Annotated in this window: 2 pseudogenes; one reads left to right on the top strand and one right to left on the bottom strand. The window is 69.6% G+C overall.

The features are described from left to right. A pseudogene (locus ABGA94_RS01005) lies at positions 1-117 on the bottom strand (DUF484 domain-containing protein); the annotation flags it as partial. Between ABGA94_RS01005 and ABGA94_RS01000 the strand changes: the two are divergent. Further along, positions 110-329 (top strand): annotated as a pseudogene (locus ABGA94_RS01000) (hypothetical protein); the annotation flags it as partial. The pseudogenes ABGA94_RS01005 and ABGA94_RS01000 sit on opposite strands and share 8 nt — an antisense overlap.

Here is a 329-nt window from a genome sequence, read left to right as displayed (position 1 = left end):
CTGGTGCGTGCGCACCGCAAGGCGTTCATTGACCTGGGCGGTGGCGCCCAGATCGGCCAACCGTCGTGCCAGCTCGCGGTTCTTCTCGCGCAGCACTTCCAGCTGGTAGCTGGCCAGCCGCAACGCGCAGCTGACCCTGGCCACTGAACTCAACAGCCGCAATGCGCAGCATGCGCGCAGCGATGCACTGCGCGAGATGCTGGGCCTGGCCGAGCCGGTCAACCGCTGGATGTGCTGGGCGGTGCTGGCACTGGCCCTGCTGGGCAACTCGCCCCTGCTGGACCCGGTGCGGCTGACCCTGTCCAGCCAACTGGAGCGGCTGCGCGCGG

The sequence above is a fragment of the Stenotrophomonas sp. 3diitr2024 genome (assembly GCF_042136455.1).
GTDB classification, from domain to species: Bacteria; Pseudomonadota; Gammaproteobacteria; order Xanthomonadales; family Xanthomonadaceae; genus Stenotrophomonas; species Stenotrophomonas sepilia.
This window is presented reverse-complemented; position numbering and strand designations above follow the sequence as displayed.